The sequence below is a fragment of the Streptococcus sp. 27098_8_148 genome (genome assembly GCF_041432105.1).
GTDB lineage: Bacteria > Bacillota > Bacilli > Lactobacillales > Streptococcaceae > Streptococcus > Streptococcus parasanguinis_AE.
Genome location: NZ_JAPVYY010000008.1, coordinates 1 through 16741, shown reverse-complemented (window position 1 = coordinate 16741; position 16741 = coordinate 1). Strand labels below are relative to the sequence as shown.

At 42.0% G+C, this 16741-nt stretch carries 16 protein-coding genes; 2 read left to right on the top strand and 14 right to left on the bottom strand.

Features of this window, described 5'->3' with window-relative positions; translation table 11 throughout:
• Window positions 1–16 precede the first annotated feature (16 nt).
• On the top strand, window positions 17–319 hold the full coding sequence (locus tag O3646_RS07595) for a DUF1827 family protein (protein WP_155168825.1): 303 nt from the start codon (window positions 17–19) through the stop codon (window positions 317–319).
• A gap of 80 nt (window positions 320–399) precedes the next feature.
• Here the strand turns inward: O3646_RS07595 and O3646_RS07590 are convergent, their stop codons facing one another.
• The 14 genes from O3646_RS07590 to typA form a co-directional block, all read right to left on the bottom strand.
• Window positions 400–834, bottom strand: a complete 435-nt coding sequence (locus O3646_RS07590) for a GNAT family N-acetyltransferase (RefSeq protein ID WP_155168823.1) — start codon at window positions 832–834, stop codon at window positions 400–402.
• Between the two features lie 60 nt (window positions 835–894).
• Window positions 895–3687 carry an isoleucine--tRNA ligase gene (gene ileS, locus O3646_RS07585; protein WP_371610719.1) on the bottom strand — a complete coding sequence of 931 codons (2793 nt, stop codon included), beginning with the start codon at window positions 3685–3687 and terminating at the stop codon, window positions 895–897.
• 254 nt (window positions 3688–3941) lie between these two features.
• Entirely contained in the window at window positions 3942–4769 is an 828-nt protein-coding gene (locus O3646_RS07580) for a DivIVA domain-containing protein (RefSeq protein ID WP_070589611.1), read from the bottom strand.
• A 9-nt stretch (window positions 4770–4778) separates the two neighbouring features.
• Window positions 4779–5570, bottom strand: a complete 792-nt coding sequence (locus tag O3646_RS07575) for an RNA-binding protein (RefSeq protein WP_324737837.1) — start codon at window positions 5568–5570, stop codon at window positions 4779–4781.
• 6 nt (window positions 5571–5576) lie between these two features.
• Window positions 5577–5840 (bottom strand): YggT family protein, encoded by a 264-nt coding sequence (locus O3646_RS07570; RefSeq protein WP_324737838.1) that lies wholly within the window; start codon window positions 5838–5840, stop codon window positions 5577–5579.
• Between the two features lies 1 nt (window position 5841).
• Window positions 5842–6477, bottom strand: coding sequence for a cell division protein SepF (locus O3646_RS07565; RefSeq protein WP_155168817.1), 636 nt, complete (start codon window positions 6475–6477; stop codon window positions 5842–5844).
• A 9-nt stretch (window positions 6478–6486) separates the two neighbouring features.
• On the bottom strand, window positions 6487–7155 hold the full coding sequence (locus tag O3646_RS07560; protein WP_155168815.1) for a YggS family pyridoxal phosphate-dependent enzyme: 669 nt from the start codon (window positions 7153–7155) through the stop codon (window positions 6487–6489).
• A 2-nt stretch (window positions 7156–7157) separates the two neighbouring features.
• The gene (gene ftsZ, locus O3646_RS07555) at window positions 7158–8423 is read right to left on the bottom strand and encodes a cell division protein FtsZ (protein WP_003005955.1); all 1266 of its coding nucleotides are present in this window, start codon (window positions 8421–8423) and stop codon (window positions 7158–7160) included.
• A gap of 15 nt (window positions 8424–8438) precedes the next feature.
• Complete coding sequence (gene ftsA / locus O3646_RS07550) at window positions 8439–9827, bottom strand: cell division protein FtsA (protein WP_003005953.1); 1389 nt, start codon at window positions 9825–9827, stop codon at window positions 8439–8441.
• Window positions 9828–9969: 142 nt separating this feature from the next.
• A complete protein-coding gene (locus O3646_RS07545; protein WP_125826170.1) occupies window positions 9970–11193 on the bottom strand; it encodes a cell division protein FtsQ/DivIB in 1224 nt (407 codons plus the stop codon).
• Window positions 11177–12259, bottom strand: coding sequence for a UDP-N-acetylglucosamine--N-acetylmuramyl-(pentapeptide) pyrophosphoryl-undecaprenol N-acetylglucosamine transferase (locus O3646_RS07540; protein WP_070465413.1), 1083 nt, complete (start codon window positions 12257–12259; stop codon window positions 11177–11179). Before O3646_RS07540 ends, O3646_RS07545 begins: the two co-directional genes overlap by 17 nt.
• A 1-nt stretch (window position 12260) precedes the next feature.
• A complete protein-coding gene (murD, locus tag O3646_RS07535) occupies window positions 12261–13610 on the bottom strand; it encodes a UDP-N-acetylmuramoyl-L-alanine--D-glutamate ligase (RefSeq protein ID WP_155168812.1) in 1350 nt (449 codons plus the stop codon).
• A gap of 90 nt (window positions 13611–13700) precedes the next feature.
• Window positions 13701–13949, bottom strand: coding sequence for a DUF3165 family protein (locus O3646_RS07530; protein ID WP_004219693.1), 249 nt, complete (start codon window positions 13947–13949; stop codon window positions 13701–13703).
• 23 nt (window positions 13950–13972) lie between these two features.
• Window positions 13973–15820 (bottom strand): translational GTPase TypA, encoded by a 1848-nt coding sequence (typA, locus tag O3646_RS07525; RefSeq protein ID WP_155168810.1) that lies wholly within the window; start codon window positions 15818–15820, stop codon window positions 13973–13975.
• Window positions 15821–15997: 177 nt separating this feature from the next.
• Between typA and O3646_RS07520 the strand changes: the two genes are divergently transcribed.
• Window positions 15998–16723: a 16S rRNA pseudouridine(516) synthase gene (locus O3646_RS07520; RefSeq protein WP_031575919.1), complete on the top strand. Its 726-nt coding sequence runs from the start codon at window positions 15998–16000 to the stop codon at window positions 16721–16723.
• Window positions 16724–16741 lie beyond the last annotated feature (18 nt).

Sequence of the window (16741 nt, the reverse complement as noted above, 5' to 3'; positions counted from 1 at the left end):
GTCAGGAGGAACTCATATGAAGCTCATTAATACCACCAATAGTCATGCTACCTTGGTTAAAAATCAACTTGCTAGTACTGACGCCTTGCTTGTCGAGGTTTATTCCGCGGGCAATACTGATGTTATTTTTACACAAGCCCCAACCCACTACGAATTGTTGATCAGCAACAAACACCGAGCTATTCGTGAAACTGAAGTAGAATTAATTCGTGAGTTCTTTTTAAAACGTAAGATTGATCTTCAAAACATTGACCAATCCGCTATTAAAACCCTCTACTCTGATAAACTAATTGAAATTTCCTTTCCAATTACTAAGTAAGGCCAATTTGCCTTACTTTTTTTTTGGTATCTTTTTCCAAAAAAAATCCTTTCACCTCGATTATGAGATGAAAGGATTCTTTATTTCTGAAAGATCATTTTTACGTGAGGGGAAGAAGCCAAGATAAAGGGCTCGCTCACCGTTTGAAAACCTAATTTTTCATACAAGCCGACCACCTGTTCTTGAGCCTCAATTTCAATGGTCCGTCCAGGAAATCTCTGTTCACACAGGTCCAAAATTTGCTCTACCATAGCTTTTCCTAGTCCTTGACCACGGCTACCTTTGGAAACAGCCACTCTGCCAAAATGAATCGTCAGTCCCGTTGCGAATATGCGAGCATAAGCATCCACACGTCCTTCCCTATTTTGATGAAAAAGATGGATAGATCGATAATCAATATCATCGAGATCATTGTAGGTCCTAGTTTGTTCCACGACAAAGGTCTCTAATCGCAGCTGAACGATCTCGTAAAACTCTTTCAGTTCTAGTTCCTTAAATTCTTTCTGGTACCACATAACTTCCTCTTTATTGAAAAGTCGCAAGGAGACTCTCTCCCTGCGATTTTTCACTTCTTATTATTTTGCTTCAAATCCTTCTGCGACTGCGTCCGCAAAGTTCTCTTCGACAATGCTTGCACAGTGATCACAGATGGTTGCGTGGTAGTGGCGTTCTGCAGTTGTTGGATCGATACGACGGCAACGGTCACAAACTTCACCAGCTGCACGTTCAACCGTGAAGGCTACATCTTCAAAGGTCACTGCACCTTCTGGTGCTGGGCCTTCTGCAATGGTCAACTCAGAAACAATCAAGAGTTGAGCGACATTGTTATCAACAGCTCCAAGAAGTGTTTTCACCACTTCATTTGGATAAACTGTCAAGTGAGCTTCTAGTGATTTACCAATCACTTTTTCATTACGTGCTTCTTCCAAGGCTTTTTGAGCTTGACCACGGAAGTCCATGAAGGCTGACCAAGTATCCAAGATTTCTTCTTGGTTGGCAAACGTTTCTGCTTCTGGCAATTCTGATAATTGAACAAAATCCTCTGCTTCAAACTCAAGGTATGACCAGATTTCTTCAGCAGTGTGAGGAAGAATTGGCGTCAAGAGTTTAGTGATTTTCACCAAAATATCATAGAAGACAGTTTGCATTTGACGGCGTTCAAGAGATTTCGCTCCTTCGATGTAGACAACATCTTTGGCAAAATCAAGGTAGAAGGCTGACAGATCAACATTGATAAAGTTAACCAAAGTCTTATAAATCCTCAAGAATTCGAAGTTTGCATAAGCGTCACGAATCGTCTTAACAAGTTGGTTAAAGCGGATGGTCATGTACTTATCAACAGAACGAAGTTCTTCATAAGCGACTGCATCCTCAGCTGGGTTAAAGTCAGATGTGTTAGCAATCAAGAAACGAAGGGTATTACGGATCTTACGGTAAGTCTCAGAGACTTGGCTCAAGATATCCATAGAGATCCGCACGTCGTTGCTTGAGTCTACACTTGTTACCCAGAGACGCAAGATTTCAGCACCAAATTGCTTTTCAACATCGCTTGGAGCAATGGTATTCCCAAGAGATTTAGACATCTTCTCACCTTTACCATCCAAGGCGAAACCTTGGGACAAGATTTGTTTATAAGGCGCTACACCATGGTTCGCCACAGATGTGATGAGTGATGAGTTGAACCAACCACGGTATTGGTCTGAACCTTCTAGGTAAAGATCTGCTGGGTATTTGAGTTCTGGACGGTTAACCACGACCCCATTCCATGATGAACCTGAGTCAAACCAGACATCCATGATATCTGTTTCTTTTTTGAACTCACCATTTGGTGAACCTGGATGGGTAAATCCTTCTGGCAAGAGGTCTTTGGCATCACGTTGCCACCAAACGATTGATCCGTGCTCTTCAAAGAGTTGAGCTACATGTTCGATGGTTTCAGCTGTCATGATTGGTGTGCCATCTTCAGCGTAGAAGATTGGAAGTGGAACTCCCCATGCACGTTGACGAGAGATCACCCAGTCACCACGGTCACGAATCATGTTGTAAAGACGGACTTTCCCCCATTCTGAGTGGAATTTTACTTTTTCAATTTCATCCAAGATTTCTTGGCGGAATTTTGAAACAGAAGCAAACCATTGTGGCACGGCACGCCAGATGATTGGTTTTTTCGTCCGCCAGTCAAATGGGTAGGAGTGAGAGATTTCTTCTTGAGCAAGAAGTAAATCGCCAAGTTTCTCAATAACCGTTGGTACAACCTTGTCGTAGAACTGACCTGCAAAATCAGGACCAGCATTCTCCATCATAATACCGCATTCGTTAACCGTAACGGCTACTTCGAGGCCATTTGCAATCCCTACATTGTAGTCATCCTCACCAAAACCAGGAGCCGTATGGACAATACCAGTACCTGAATCAAGGGTTACATGCTCACCAAGGATCACCAATTCATCAACTTCCGTATCCCATGGGTGTTCTGTAACGATATGGTTCAATTCTTTCCCTTGGTAAGTAGCAAGGACTTCAACATTCTCCCAACCGAATTTTTCAGAAAGGCTTGGCAAAAGCTCAGACGCTACGACATACTTACGATCAGATCCAGCAGGTTTCACTACGACATAATCAAAGTCTGCACCTACTGTCAATCCACGAGAAGCTGTAACCGTAAATGGAGTTGTTGTCCAAACAACGATGTAGGTATCTGTATCTAGGACACCCTTACCATCTTTAACTTTGTTAGCATAGTAAAGAGAAGTTGATACCAAATCATGGTATTCAATCTCTGCTTCAGCAAGGGCTGATTCAGAAGACCAAGACCAGTAAACTGGTTTAGCTCCGCGGTAGATATAGCCTTTATTAGCCATTTCACCAAAGACGCGGATTTGCGCTGCTTCATAGTCAGGCGTCAAGGTGACATATGGATTTTCCCAGTCCCCAGAAACACCCAAGCGTTTGAAGTCTTCACGTTGTTTATCTACTTGAGAAAGAGCATATTCACGGCAGAGTTTCAAGTACTCAACCAAGTCCATTTCCTTACGTTTCACGCCTTGTTTAGCCAAGACTTGCTCAATTGGCAAACCATGGGTATCCCAACCTGGGATATAAGGGGCATAAAAGCCTGACATAGACTTAGAACGAACAATGATATCTTTTGAAATCTTGTTCATAGCATGTCCTACGTGAATGTTTCCATTGGCATACGGAGGTCCATCATGAAGTGTAAAATGCGGTTTTCCTTCATTCAACTCTTGACGGCGTTGATACAATTTTGCATCTTCCCATTCTTTTTGCCAAACTGGTTCTTTCGTTGGAAGACCAGCCCGCATTGGAAAGGCTGTTTTCCCAAGGTTCAATGTTTCTTTAAGTTTCATTGTGTCTCCTTATTGATTTAAAAAGCTATAAAAAAACACGAGCATCCTAAAAAGGACGATTGCTCGTGGTACCACCTTTGTTCGAGAAGTCGCAAGAGACTTTCTCCTCTCATCCCGTAACGAGGGAAACGTCCGTTCTTACTCAATAATTCAGAACGAATACTGTAAAAGGATCATCCATTAAGAGGGAGTGCAGATCTTCCACCATCATCTGCTCGCTAGACCTATCATTAATGGATCTGTTTTTACAAAAATTATAAAATATTGACAGATTCACGATTTGCATCATCTTCAGGTTGAACAGCTTCTTCAACCGCAACAACCTCCTCATTTTCATGACGAGCGTGCTCTGCTTCTTCTAAAGCGGATTGAACTTTTTCATTCAAACCTTCAAACGCTTGTGTCGCACCCAATTCTAAGTTAGCTGCTTCAATGCGTTTTTGCAATTCTTCGATTTCAGCTGGAGAGAATTGACGAGTCAAATCAATGTTCTCATCTTCTGCATGATGATGGTGAACAGATTCACCCAAAGCTTTCTCAACAATTTCACGGAAAGCTTCATCACTTGTTTGAATATACATAGCTGTTGGGCGAAGAATTTCATCCCATTCAGGCGTATCGATAATGCTCAATTGGCTCTCGATTGTTGATTTCAAACGTTGATGGAAGACGCGTGTCTTGTTCTTCAACTCCTCTGTTTCAACGGCAACCTTCTTGGCGTTATCCGTTGCATGACGAAGGATTTCATTTGCTTTTTGTTTTGCTTCATCTACTAAATGTTGTGCATCTTGTTCAGCTTGACGAACAATATTTTCAGAACGTTCGTTAGCTGCTTGTTTTACACGTTCAGCAGTATCTTGTGCAATCAAAACAGATTGACTCAATGAATCTTTCATTTCATCAAAATAGTTTAAGCGTTCTTCAAGAGCTTGAATTTTTGCTTCTTGATCATGATTTAAACGAACAAGATCTTCATAATCGCGAACAACGATATCTAGAAATTCTTCTACTTCGTTCGCATCATATCCTCTAAATTTAACGCCAAAAGTTTTATCTTTAATTTCTAAAGCAGTAAGAGCCATAACTCCTCCTCATTTTTTACTCAAGAGTACTTCAACAGTTACTTTATATTTTCCACTCTTTGAAATACCATTTTCAGAAACAATTTTAAGACGCCCAAAGCGTCGAACACTGACTAAATCATTCAAACCTACAGTATAGCTAACATTGGAAGTTGTCGCATAATTAACTTTCACCAAGCCAGAACTAATCAACTGACTGGCTTGTGAGCGTGAAAGCTTGAAAGTCCCAGCAATCACCTTGTCTAACCGAAAACTCGACACGAGAATATCTCGCTGTTGGCTTTCTTCCTCTACAACAATCTGTTCAGATAGAGAAACTTCCCTAAGCTTAACAGGTACCCGAGAAATTTTCTGGATGTGATCCATGAAATAGGGAACAAAACGCTGTTCAACAAATACTTGGATCTTTCCATCACTTGTCAGAATATCTCCAAAGGACTTGCGCTCCACTCCTAATTGGTGAACAATGGTCCCCAGAACCTGGGAATGGGTCAAGTGATGAAATTTGGAAGCATAGACCATCTCTATTAATGCCAGATCAAAGTCACTTGGATCCAATTGATAATAATCCGGAGCCACAATGACCTTGGCATACTCCATTTTCTGCTCATCACTGGAAGCAAAGACCTGTAATTGATAGCTTGCCGCAACATTTCGTAAAATAGCGACCTGATGAGGATTTAAAAACCCCGTCACTTCAACAGAATAGCGTTCAATTACTCTTTCTGACAATTCAATACAACGATCAATAAATTCGTGATTTTCGCGATTGAAATGTTGGTAAATCTCTTTCTGTCCCATCGTATTCTAACCAATCAAAAATAGAAACAACCGAGCTAATAGCTGATTCATTAGGTTCAAGACAAAAAGTGCTACAAGTACCGTAAAATCCAAGCCTCCAACCTGCAAAGGTAACTTTCTAAAAAGGCTCAAAAATGGTTCAACTAGGCGGTGAACCATTTGTCCAAGAGTACTCTGAGGTGCCCCAGGGAACCAAGAAAGTAAGGCATAGATGACAAGAATGATGGAATAGATTTGAATGATATTTGAAAGATATTGAAAGATAATCATCTTAGCGATTACGTTTCATATCATAGTCGAATTCTGTCACTTCCACATCATTTGGAAGGCGAATATCTTCCACATTAACGACTACATTAATTGGAGTCAACAAGTACATGGTGCTTGCAACACGGCGAAGATTTCCTGCCAAAACATAACGAGCTCCATCCAAATAATCCAAACAACGACGGGCTTGTACCTCTGTCATATATTGGAAATCAATCAAGATACTCTCATTAGATAGTAATAGATCGACAATTTCAGTCGCTTCCTCGTATTTACGGGGATAGCGTACATCAATGGTAATCTTTTCATCTGTATTTGCACGATTAGCAGCCAATTCACGTTGACGTTCATGCAAGCGAGTGATATTTTCAGATGTATTTTTCGTTGTAGGCACAGATTCCTTCACAGCTGCTGTAGATACAGGAGTTGTAACAGGTGCGACAGGAGTCGGTTTTGGTTTTGGTTTTACCGGTTCTTTTTGACTAATCTGTGGACGTGGAGAAGTCACTTGAGGAGTTGGCTGTGGCTGTGGAACTGGTTGTGTTTCCGCACCAGCTGCTTTTGCCTCGCTAACTTCTACTTCTTCACCGTCTTCTGTGAAGTAGTCAATAAAGTTGTTAAATTTATCTTTTAATGACATAGTTCTTTCCTATTTAAAAAATGATGTCCCAATTCTAACATAAGTCGCTCCGTTCGCAACGGCTACTTCAAAGTCACGACTCATACCCATACTTAGTTCTGAAAAAGGCATATTTTTTAATTGTTTCTTTTCTAGTTGTTTCTGAAGTTGGTGAGTTTTTGAAAAAATATCCTGCAACTCTTCTTGACTAGCCTCAAAGGGAGCCATCGTCATTAAACCAACAATTTCAATTTTGTCCAGCTGTGCGATTTCCGCTAAAACATCATCCAGTTCATCGGGTGCAAATCCGTGCTTACTTTCTTCACCAGAAATGTTCACTTGGAGGAAACACTTGATCGGGTGTTCTGCTCGCTTTTGAATTTCTTGAGCCAGTTTCACCGAATCCAAGGCATGAAAGTAATCGACGAGATTAATCACGTCTTTTACTTTCCGCCGTTGGAGGCTCCCAATCAAGTGCCAAGTGAGATCATACCCTTTTAGAGCTTGATACTTTTCTAGGAATTTATCGACACGATTTTCACCGATATGTTGGATACCTGTTTTCACCATTGCTTCTGTTGTAACAACATCCACATACTTGGTGACAGCTATCACATTAACTTGATCTTGACGGTTAGCTTTGTTTCTTGCTGTTTCTACTTGTTGCCGAACAAGATCAGCATTCTCTACCAGATTCATGATTAACGATTCCGGAAGAATGGTGGTGTTTCCAATTCATCATCATCTGAAGATGAATCTACGTAACGATCAACTTGATGTGTTGATGTTGGTTCAGTTTGGCGAACGATATTCTCACGACGAATATCCCAATCACCAAAGGCTGAGCCACGGTTTGGTTCTACCGCTGGACGACTTGGAGTTGTTGGCAATTCAACATCTTGTTTCAAATCAAATTCACGGTCAAATGGTGCAGCTTGTGGGCGTTGTTCACGTGGTCCTGTTTTATAAGGACGTTGTGAGGAAGCAATTCCGCTAACACGTTCTACCTTGTCTTGACGGACACCAGTTGCAACAACCGTCACGCGGATCTCATCTTTAAGAGATTCATCAATAGATGTACCCAACCAGATGTTTACTCCGTGACCTGCAGCTTGGTTCACAATTTCTGAAGCTTCTTCAGCTTCGATCAATGTCATATCCAAACCACCTGTTACGTTGACGATCACGTCTTCTGCACCATCAATTGTAGTTTCAAGAAGTGGAGAGTAAATAGCTTTACGAGCCGCTTCGATCACACGTTCTTCACCGCTACCAACACCAATACCCATGAGGGCATTCCCTTTGTTTTCCATAACAGTCTTCACGTCGGCAAAGTCAAGGTTGATCAATCCAGGACTTGTGATCAAGTCGGTGATCCCTTGAACACCTTGACGAAGAACGTTATCTGCTTCACTCAAAGCTTCAAGAAGCGGTGTCTTCTTGTCTACAATTTCAAGCAAGTTGTTATTAGAAATAATCAACAATGTATCTACATGTTCGCGAAGTTCGTTGATCCCTTCAATAGCGAAGTTGCCACGTTTTGAACCTTCAAACCCGAATGGACGAGTTACAACTGCTACTGTCAAAGCACCTACAGCTTTGGCAATACGAGCGATGACTGGTGCAGCACCTGTACCAGATCCTCCACCCATCCCTGCAGTGATGAAGACCATGTCTGCACCTTGCAAAGCTTCTGTTAACACTTCTTCGCTTTCTTCAGCTGCCTTACGACCAACTTCAGGTTGACCTCCAGCACCCAATCCACGAGTCAATTTTGGACCCAATTGGATAACTGTTTCAGCTTTTGCACTTGAAAGTGCTTGAACATCTGTATTAGCTGCGATGAATTCTACACCGGCAACGCCTTCGTCAATCATACGATTGATGGCGTTACCGCCACCGCCACCGACACCGATTACTTTAATTACTGCACCTTGTGCCGCTGCTGTGTCAAATGAAAATGTCATAAATACTTACACTCCTTAATCAAACATATTACCGATCAAATTTTTCATTCGGTCTGTGAATGTAGTTTTTGGTTCTTGTTTGCTATCATTGCTTGCTGCTGGAATTTCTTGAGCATCTACTGGAGATTCAATCTTCTCAGCATTGTATGCAGGTACTACCGGTTGTGCTGGAGCAGCAGGTTGTGGTTGTACTTGTGGTTGCACTGGACGATCAAATTGAATCGGTTGTTGACGCAAGACTTCGTCTCCATGAACCGCAGCTTGAGCAATAATATCCACATCTGTCAAATTGCCTGCATATTCAGACAAGCTAATCACATGGGCAAAAGCTGGATTGCGAATTCCAATTTGATTTGGAACAAACAATTTCACATTTACACCAAAGACTTCTTGAGCCAATTCTTCAACACCAGGAAGGATCGCACCTCCACCGATAATCACAATACCACCAGGAAGATCCAACAAATGTCTTCTCTCAAGGTCTTGTTTGATTTGCTCAAAGATGTGTTTGATACGTGCTGAAATGATTTCAGCTAAGTACTTCTCAGTCACTTCAACTGGCTCTACTTCACCGATGACTTCTACATGGAAGACTTCGTTTCCAGCAGATGGTACATAGGCTTCACCATAGTTGAACTTCAAGCCTTCCGCCAATTTTTGAGAAGTTTTCAATACTTTAGAAATATCTTTGGTAACATAATCGCCACCTTCTTGATAGATATTTGTAAATTGAAGTTCTTGGCTACGAACAGATGCTACCGTTGTTTGGCCACCACCCATATCGATCACTGTAGCTCCGAATTCACGTTCGCCTTCATTCAAGACTGTTTTGATCATCGCAAGCGGTGAAATGATGATGTTTTCAACTTGTAAGCCTGCACGTTCAACGGTTTTACGCAAATTGTGCAAGATTGTACGAGGTCCTGTATAAAGAAGGCCACGCATTTCAAGTCGGATCCCCATCATTCCGCGTGGATCGCGGATTCCTTGGAAACCATCAACTGTGAATTCCTCAGGAATGAAGGTGATTACTTCACGATCCGGTGTCATACTTTTTGTGAGTGCAGATTTGACAACATTTTCAACATCTGCATCTGTGATTTCTTTTGAATCACTTGTGACTGGAATCATTCCTTGAGTTGCTTCGATTTGTAGTAAATTTGCAGGCAACCCAACATTGACTAGATTGATTGAAATCCCTGCTTTTTCTTCAGCTTGGCTGATTGCATTTTTAATTGCATTTGAAGCAGCTTCGATATCTACTATAATTCCATCTTTGACGCCAGCACTTTTTGCATTGCTGACTCCAATTACATTCATTTCTCCATTGACATGTTCTGCCACCAATACTTTTATTGAACTAGTACCGATATCTAAACCTGTAAAAAAGCCGTCTCTAGCCATTACACCAGTCCTCTCTCTTTATTTGTTTTCACTTTACATCTATTTATAGCCCTTTTAGTTGGAACTATCCAAACTTCATTATATCACAAAGAAGCCTAAAATGGACATTTTTTCTTCAATTATTTGAGATAATTTATGGGCTTTACTCATTCCCAGAAGAATTCTCCCCTTCTGGATTCTGTTCTTGATTCTGTTCTTGGCTTGTTTCCTCAGAATGTTCATTCTGATTTTCTGTACTTTCAGCCTTTTCTTTCTCAGCTTGCTCTTTGGCATCTGCGATGGATTGTTCACTATAACTGAAGACTCCAGCCTCCATATCGATAGTCGAATCATCGTCTAATTTCTTACTGATCGCCTTATAGTAAGGAAGCTTGCGGGTAATTTGGGAAACAGGCACCAAGATTTTATTATCGTTTTTCATGGTGATGGTCACCAGATCCTTGGTGACCTTGCTCGGTGTCAGATCAACCGAAACAATTTTATCCGTAATGGAAGAAGAAATAGACTTCATTTCTTGGACAAATTGTCTAACTAATTCTCGATCTGAGAATTTTAAACTAATATAGGAGGACGGCAATTCCGAAGCTGGAGTTACTGTCTCAACGACTTCTCCATTTTCCAATACTGGATAGTGGTCTTCTCCGGTCACATAATAGGCAACCACTTTGTGTTCCACGATATTGACTTTAAAGGTCACCGGGAATTGATAATGCATGTGAACCTCTTTGATCCATGGACTAGCCGTTTTCATATTTTGTTCATAGACCGATTTATGAAGGAAAGTCGTCAGAGTATAATCTTCTTCTTTGATGCGACTTTTTTCATACAAGAGTTGCTGGTCAACCGCCTTGTTCCCTGAAAATTCAATCACTTTCTGTGTGGACAAGGGACTTAAAAAATAGATGGAGAGAAGGGCGACAAGCGAGCTGATTCCGATAACCGGAAGGGCACGATAGATATGGCGTTTTGCCACTGTCGGTTCCTTCTTTGGCTTTTTCGTCTTTAAGCCTTTAAAGAATGAAGGCTTTTTCTCTTGTTTCTCTGAAGGATCTAGCTCCTCTTTAGCCGGATCAACTTCTTCTCCTTCTGAACTTTCTCCATCCGCATCTGGATCCTCTTCGGCCTCAGATTCATCTTCCTCTTCAGACTCTTCTATTTCTTCAGATTCTTCCTCTGAGACGGAAGCTGTCTCTTTTTCTGAAAGGTCTTCGTCTTCTTGTGCTTCTTCGCTTTCAGTTTCCTCTGTTTCAGCTTCTTCCGCTTTTTCAAGCGCTTTTTTTTCTAAATATTCTTTGTTTCTTTTTTGCCAGGCTGACAATTCTGTAATTTTGTCATCCGTTGGCGTTTTTTTATTGTCGTCCGTCATCTTTTCCCTTACTGATATCTTTTTGAAGCAGGCCATAAAAATCGTCTAGTGAAAGGAGTTCTGTCGATTTTTCCATTGCTTGGTGGTAGACTTGGCTTTGCTTCAACATTTCTTGAATGGTTTCATTAAAGGTTTCGAGGGTCAATTGATCTTCCTGCAATTGCTCTGCATAACCTTTATCCACAAAATATTGGGCATTTTCAATCTGATCGCCACGGCTAGCTTCTTTTCCTAGCGGTACGATCAGGTGGAGTTTGTTCATGGCCAAGAGTTCAAACAAGGTATTGGCCCCACCTCTAGTCACCACTAAATCAGCCTTCTGGAGCATTGGCAAATACTGATCGGTTACATAATCCACTCGATACAAACCACCCTCAGCCTGATTCAATGTTGAATCGCCCGTCAAATTGATGATATTGTAGTGCTGCAAGAGCTCTGCTTGATGCTCTGTCACAAATTCATTAAAGACACGCGCACCAGCAGATCCTCCGACAAAGAGAAGGATCGGCAAATCTTTTCGGAAACCTTTTGTTTTTTCGTCTAATTCTTCAGAAGTTGTCGGAATATGATCTGTAACCTTGGTTACCGCACCGATATGCGCACTCTTTGTTAAACCATGAGCTTGCTCAAAAGTCGTGTACATCTTGGTAGCGAATTTATAAGCAATTTTATTGGCCAATCCCATCGAGAGATCGGACTCATGGATATAGACAGGAACACGCGTGAGTCGGGCCGCAATCACTGGTGGCACAGAGACAAATCCCCCTTTTGAGAAGAGAACTTGTGGGCGCACACGAAGCAGGATTGCAATGGACTGGAGCGTTCCCCAAGCTACCTTGAACACATCCATCATATTTTGGAAAGAGAAATAGCGGCGCAATTTCCCCGTTGCAATTGAATGGAAGCGTACGTCTAAGCCAGACTTTTTGATCTCTTGGTATTCGATTCCTTTTTTGTCTCCAATATAATGGACTTCCCATCCATCTTCGATAAATTTTGGAATCAAGAGGAGATTAAGGGTCACATGTCCCACGGTTCCCCCACCAGTAAACATTATTTTTTTCATCTTATTTCAACCCTTTTACTGTAGCAAGGAATTCATCCCCACGCACTTCAAAATTCGGATACATATCCCAGCTGGCATTGGCAGGACTTAGTAGTACAACATCGCCAGGGCTAGCCAAGTCGAAGGCTTTCTTTGTAGCATCTGCTACATCTGTCGCATCGACATAAGGGACGCCTGCTTTATCGGCTGCGCGTTTCACTCGAGGAGCTGATTCCCCTAGAATCACCATTTCCTTTAAGCCAGTAATGTGAGGCACCAATTCATCAAATTCATTGCCACGATCGAGCCCCCCTGCAATCAAGATCACCTTGTTGTTATCAAAACCAGAAAGGGCTTTTTGTGTTGCTAAAATATTGGTCGATTTACTGTCATTGTAGAATTTGACACCTTGAATTTCATCCACATATTGAAGGCGGTGTTTGACACCTCCAAAGGCTGACAAGGTTTCTTTAATGACCTCATTCTCCACACCCCGGACTTTTGCAACCGCAATCGTTGCCAAGGCATTCTCTACATTGTGACTACCTGGAACGCCCAGTTCATCTGCACGCATAACAACTTCTCCCTTAAACTTTAGAAGTTCATCTTCCAAATAAGCCCCGTCCACTTTTTCAACCGTTGAAAATGGAAGGACCCTTGCCTTGGTTTTTGTAGCCAGTTCCTTGGTCAGGTCTTGGTTGAAGTTCAAGACAATGACATCTTTTTCTGTCATATTCTTTTGAAGATTCCATTTGGCAGCTACATAATTTTCAAAAGAACCATGATAGTCGATATGGGTTGGCATGAGGTTGGTAATCACTGCAATCTCTGGATGGAAGGTTTCAATTCCCATCAATTGGAAAGAAGACAATTCCATGACCAGAACATCCTTTTCTGTTGCTGTTTGTGCAACTTGACTAGCTGGAAAACCGATATTCCCAGACAATAAACCACCTTGGCCGGCAGCCGTCAAGACTTCCCCGATCATGGTTGTTGTCGTCGTTTTTCCGTTTGATCCTGTAATCCCAATAATTGGCGCATCCGAAATCAGATAAGCCAATTCCACTTCAGTGAGGACGGGAATGCCTTTTTCAAGCGCTTTTTCAACCATTGGATTGGAATAAGGGATTCCTGGATTTTTGACCATGACGGCAAAGTCTTCATCCAACAATTCCAGAGGGTGGCCTCCTGTCACAACTTTAATCCCTTCTTCCAGTAAACTTTGTGCTGCTGGATTTTCTTCAAAAGGTTTGCCATCATTGACGGTCACAATCGCTCCTAAGCGATCCAACAAACGGGCAGCTGACTCGCCTGACTTAGCCAAACCTAATACAAGAACCTTTTTATTTTCAAATTGTTTCACAAATTTCATGATTTCTTCGCTCCATTTTTATCACTCTCTATTTTACCTTTTTTTAGCAAAATTAAAAAGCCCAAAGGGCTTTAAAAATCAGGTCAGCGTTTATTTTTTCTGTTTGGTCGTCATTTTGGAAATATCTACCAAAGCCAGGTAGCCAACAAAGGCGAGAAAGGCACCGACAAAAAACTCAGACGGTAATTGGAATATCTGAAAAATGGCGAGACAAGTCAGTACGATAATGGAGACGATCAAGACCACCATTGTGACACTGTTCAAGGTACCACGAATACTTTTTGGGGTCATAAAAAGGTAAAAAAGGAGAATCAAAATCCCTAAGATAAAATAGACCATTTTGTTTCTCCTTTCTTTCCGTATTATTCAGCAGCTGCTGATTTTTTCTTTTTATTTGCTTTTTCGCGTTCTGCTTTGTTCAAGATTTGTTTCCGCAAGCGGATAGATTCCGGTGTTACTTCCATGTACTCATCGTCGTTCAAGAACTCAAGAGATTCTTCCAAGGTCAAGATACGAGGAGTCTTGATAACCGCTGTTTGGTCCTTAGTAGCTGAACGAACGTTGGTCATTTGTTTTGCTTTCGTAATGTTTACGGTCAAGTCGTTCTCACGAGAGTTTTCCCCGATGATCATTCCTTCGTAAACTTCTGTACCTGGATTGACAAAGATCGTACCACGTTCTTCGATAGACATAATAGAGTAAGTGGTTGCTTTTCCGTTATCGATTGAAACAAGAGCACCACGGTGGCGTCCACCGATTTCTCCTGGAATCACTGGCAAGTATTGATCAAAGGTGTGGTTCATGATTCCGTAACCACGTGTCATTGACAAGAACTCAGTTGAGTACCCAATCAACCCACGCGCTGGAACAAGGAAGACCAAACGAGTTTGACCGTTACCAGTTGAGATCATATCCAACATTTCACCTTTACGTTCAGAAAGACTTTGGATAACAGATCCTTGGTATTCTTCTGGTGTATCGATTTGCACGCGTTCAAACGGTTCGCATTTGACACCATCAATTTCTTTGATGATAACTTCTGGACGAGATACTTGCAATTCGTATCCTTCACGACGCATGGTTTCGATCAAGATAGACAAGTGCAATTCCCCACGTCCTGAAACTGTCCATTTGTCAGGCGAATCAGTTGGGTCAACACGAAGAGAGACGTCTGTTTGCAATTCCGCTTCCAAGCGTTCTTCAACTTTACGAGAGGTTACCCATTTTCCTTCGCGACCAGCAAATGGTGAGTTGTTAACCAAGAAGGTCATTTGAAGCGTTGGTTCATCGATGTGAAGGATTGGAAGAGCTTCAACTGCGTCTGTCGGTGTGATGGTTTCTCCAACGAAGATATCCTCCATACCAGAAATAGCGATCAAGTCACCCGCTTTAGCTTCTTGAATTTCACGACGTTCCAAACCAAAGAAACCAAAGAGTTTGGTAACACGGAAGTTCTTAGTCGTTCCATCCAATTTAGAAAGGGTTACTTGGTCCCCAACTTTTACAGTACCACGGAAGACACGTCCGATACCGATACGTCCAACGAAGTCGTTGTAATCAAGCAGGGATACTTGGAATTGAAGAGGCTCATCTGAGTTATCAACTGGAGCTGGGATATGATCAATGATGGTATCAAAGATCGGTGCCATTGTGTGCTCTTGATCAGCTGGATCATCTGAAAGTGAAGATGTTCCGTTGATCGCTGATGCATAAACAACTGGGAATTCCAATTGGTCATCATCCGCACCTAATTCGATGAACAGTTCAAGAACTTCATCTACAACTTCTTCTGGACGAGCAGATGGTTTATCGATTTTGTTAACTACAACGATCGGAACAAGATCTTGTTCCAAGGCTTTTTTCAATACGAAACGAGTCTGAGGCATGGTTCCTTCGTAAGCATCTACGACCAATACAACCCCATCGACCATTTTCATGATCCGTTCCACTTCTCCACCGAAGTCCGCATGTCCTGGTGTGTCCATGATATTGATTCGAGTTCCGTTATAAGCAACAGCTGTATTTTTAGCAAGGATCGTGATCCCACGTTCTTTTTCAAGGTCGTTTGAGTCCATTGCACGTTCTTGCAATTCTTTACGTTCATCCAAGGTGTGCGATTGTTTCAACAATTCGTCTACCAAGGTTGTTTTACCATGGTCAACGTGGGCAATGATCGCAACGTTACGAATATCTTCTCTTAATTTTGTCATGATTTCCTCTATAAAATTTTAAATAATATTTCTAACTGAACAATTATACCACAGTCCTATCTAAAAAACACAGTTCAGCTAGTTGTAAATGTTTTCATCTTCGTTTCTTTTCTCCGACTCGATTTCCTTTTCTTTTCATGATACACTGATAATAAGAATTTCAGAAAAAGAGGTCCCATGAGATTAGATCAATTGATGGCAGACCATCAGTACGCTCGCAAAGACATCAAACAACTTCTGGCCCGAAGGCAAATCTTGGTCGATCACCTACCAGCTAAAAAGCTATCCCAAAACATCGACCCTGGACTTCAACAGATTCAAATCGGGGAACGAATCATTCAAGAACCGCGTCACCACTACTATATGCTCCATAAACCAATCGGGGCCGTGACCGCCAAAAGAGACGCCCACCATCCAACGGTGATCGAGCTAGTGGACCCTCAGCAAGAGTACCCCGACCTCTATCCGCTTGGTCGCCTCGATCGCGACACCAGTGGTCTGCTCCTCATCACAGATAATGGTCCCTTAGGCTTTCAACTGCTCCATCCTCAATACCATGTGGAGAAGGTCTATGAGGTAGAAGTCAATGGTCCGCTCTGTGCAGCCCACATCGAGCAATTTCAGAATGGGATTTCATTCACGGACGGCCCTATCTGTAAGCCTGCCTCCTTGACCATTCTAGAAAGCCACCCCAGCTACAGCAAGGCCCAGGTCCGAATCTCAGAAGGAAAATACCACCAAGTGAAAAAGATGTTTTTGGCCATTGGGGTCAAAGTAATGACCTTAAAACGCTTGTCTTTTGGTCCCTTCACCTTGGATCCTCAGTTAGCCCCTGGAGAAAGCCGGCCTTTGAATGAGGTAGAGCTCACATGGGTCAAAGACTACCTTGAAAAAACGAGATAAAAAAGCTCTAACCACACA

Bases quoted from the DNA above. Each gene is read 5' to 3' on its own strand.
- O3646_RS07565 (WP_155168817.1), bottom strand. From the start codon at position 6,477: ATGTCATTAAAAGATAAATTTAACAACTTTATTGACTACTTCACAGAA.
- ftsZ (WP_003005955.1), bottom strand. From the start codon at position 8,423: ATGACATTTTCATTTGACACAGCAGCGGCACAAGGTGCAGTAATTAAA.
- O3646_RS07590 (WP_155168823.1), bottom strand. From the start codon at position 834: ATGTGGTACCAGAAAGAATTTAAGGAACTAGAACTGAAAGAGTTTTAC.
- typA (WP_155168810.1), bottom strand. From the start codon at position 15,820: ATGACAAAATTAAGAGAAGATATTCGTAACGTTGCGATCATTGCCCAC.
- O3646_RS07520 (WP_031575919.1), top strand. From the start codon at position 15,998: ATGAGATTAGATCAATTGATGGCAGACCATCAGTACGCTCGCAAAGAC.
- ileS (WP_371610719.1), bottom strand. From the start codon at position 3,687: ATGAAACTTAAAGAAACATTGAACCTTGGGAAAACAGCCTTTCCAATG.
- O3646_RS07580 (WP_070589611.1), bottom strand. From the start codon at position 4,769: ATGGCTCTTACTGCTTTAGAAATTAAAGATAAAACTTTTGGCGTTAAA.
- ftsA (WP_003005953.1), bottom strand. From the start codon at position 9,827: ATGGCTAGAGACGGCTTTTTTACAGGTTTAGATATCGGTACTAGTTCA.
- O3646_RS07570 (WP_324737838.1), bottom strand. From the start codon at position 5,840: ATGATTATCTTTCAATATCTTTCAAATATCATTCAAATCTATTCCATC.
- O3646_RS07540 (WP_070465413.1), bottom strand. From the start codon at position 12,259: ATGAAAAAAATAATGTTTACTGGTGGGGGAACCGTGGGACATGTGACC.
- O3646_RS07545 (WP_125826170.1), bottom strand. From the start codon at position 11,193: ATGACGGACGACAATAAAAAAACGCCAACGGATGACAAAATTACAGAA.
- O3646_RS07530 (WP_004219693.1), bottom strand. From the start codon at position 13,949: ATGGTCTATTTTATCTTAGGGATTTTGATTCTCCTTTTTTACCTTTTT.
- O3646_RS07560 (WP_155168815.1), bottom strand. From the start codon at position 7,155: ATGAATCTGGTAGAGAATGCTGATCTTGTTCGGCAACAAGTAGAAACA.
- O3646_RS07575 (WP_324737837.1), bottom strand. From the start codon at position 5,570: ATGGGACAGAAAGAGATTTACCAACATTTCAATCGCGAAAATCACGAA.
- O3646_RS07595 (WP_155168825.1), top strand. From the start codon at position 17: ATGAAGCTCATTAATACCACCAATAGTCATGCTACCTTGGTTAAAAAT.
- murD (WP_155168812.1), bottom strand. From the start codon at position 13,610: ATGAAATTTGTGAAACAATTTGAAAATAAAAAGGTTCTTGTATTAGGT.